This is a genomic window from Ideonella sp. P3_A4 (genome assembly GCF_056403075.1).
Genome location: NZ_JBFUGE010001002.1, coordinates 1 through 1,528, shown reverse-complemented (window position 1 = coordinate 1,528; position 1,528 = coordinate 1). Strand labels below are relative to the sequence as shown.

Annotated in this window: 1 protein-coding gene and 1 pseudogene; both read left to right on the top strand. The window is 66.1% G+C overall.

Annotation, left to right across the window (positions count from 1 at the left end; all coding sequences use genetic code 11):
• A pseudogene (locus AC1DYI_RS35280) lies at window positions 1–361 on the top strand (acetyl-CoA C-acetyltransferase); the annotation flags it as partial.
• Between the two features lie 212 nt (window positions 362–573).
• Complete coding sequence (gene phbB / locus AC1DYI_RS35275) at window positions 574–1,311, top strand: acetoacetyl-CoA reductase (protein WP_477208749.1); 738 nt, start codon at window positions 574–576, stop codon at window positions 1,309–1,311.
• Window positions 1,312–1,528 lie beyond the last annotated feature (217 nt).

The following is a 1,528-nucleotide window of genomic DNA, read 5'->3' as shown; positions in this document are numbered from 1 at the left end:
GGCGCGCATCGCCAGCTACGCCAGTGCCGCGCTGGACCCGGCCTTCATGGGCATGGGCCCGGTGCCGGCGGCTCGCAAGGCGCTGGAACGCGCCGGCTGGAAGCCGCAGGACCTGGACCTGCTGGAGATCAACGAAGCGTTCGCCGCGCAGGCCTGCGCCGTGCATCAGGAAATGGGCTGGGACACCAGCAAGGTCAACGTCAACGGCGGCGCGATCGCCATTGGCCACCCGATCGGCGCTTCCGGCTGCCGGATCCTGGTCACGCTGCTGCACGAAATGCAGCGCCGCGGCGCCAAGAAGGGCATCGCTTCGCTGTGCATCGGCGGTGGCATGGGTGTTGCGCTGACCGTCGAGCGCTGAGGTTCACTGGATGGCGGGTAACCGCCGTCAATCGCCGGGCGGGTGCCCGGCCGCCATGACGGATGTCAGGCGGTCAGGTGCCGGTTGAGCTGAAAGCTCGGCGATCGTTAGGGCTTATCCGGGCTGCCCAGCCCGGGGCGCAAGCGCAATAGTGGGCGCACGGCCCCGGGCACGCCCGGCATTCGTTGGATTGCAAACAAGGAGAGACAGACATGGCACAGAAAGTGGCATACGTCACCGGGGGCATGGGCGGCATTGGAACGGCGATCTGCCAGCGCCTGCACAAGGAAGGCTTCAAGGTCATCGCCGGCTGCGGCCCGAGCCGAGACTTTGTGAAGTGGCTGGACGAGCAGAAGGCGCTGGGCTACAGCTTCTTCGCCTCGGTCGGCAACGTGGCGGACTGGGATTCGACGGTCCAAGCCTTCTCGAAGGCCGTGGCCGAGCATGGCGCGATCGACATCCTGGTCAACAACGCCGGCATCACGCGTGATCGCATGTTCCTGAAGATGACGCCGGAAGACTGGCACGCCGTCATCGACACCAACCTGAACTCGATGTTCAACGTCACCAAGCAAGTGGTGCCGGGCATGGTGGAAAAGGGCTGGGGCCGCATCATCCAGATCTCGTCGGTCAACGGCGAAAAGGGCCAGGCCGGCCAGACCAACTACTCGGCGGCCAAGGCCGGCATGCACGGCTTCACGATGGCGCTGGCACAGGAAGTGGCTGCCAAGGGCGTGACGGTCAACACCGTGAGCCCGGGCTACATCGGCACCGACATGGTCCGCGCGATCAAGCCTGAAGTGCTGGAGAAGATCGTCGCGACGATCCCCGTCAAGCGCCTGGGTACGCCGGAAGAGATCGGCTCGGTCGTCGCCTGGCTGGCAGGCGAGGACTCCGGCTTCACCACCGGCGCCGACTTCTCGTGCAACGGCGGTTTGCACATGGGTTAAGGTTCGGCCCTTCGGGCGAACGGAACCAGAGGCGGCCCACGAGGCCGCTTTTTCGTTTGTGCGCCCAGATTCGGGGGGATCCATCCATGCTTCGCGCCATCATCATTCTTGCCGGCGCTCTGGCGCTGGCCGGCACGGCCACCGCCATGACGACAACCACCAAGGCCGCTGCCGCGTCGGCCAACCCGTTGTTGGCTCCGTGGGCCGGCCCTTACGG

Bases quoted from the DNA above. Each gene is read 5' to 3' on its own strand.
- phbB (WP_477208749.1), top strand. From the start codon at position 574: ATGGCACAGAAAGTGGCATACGTCACCGGGGGCATGGGCGGCATTGGA.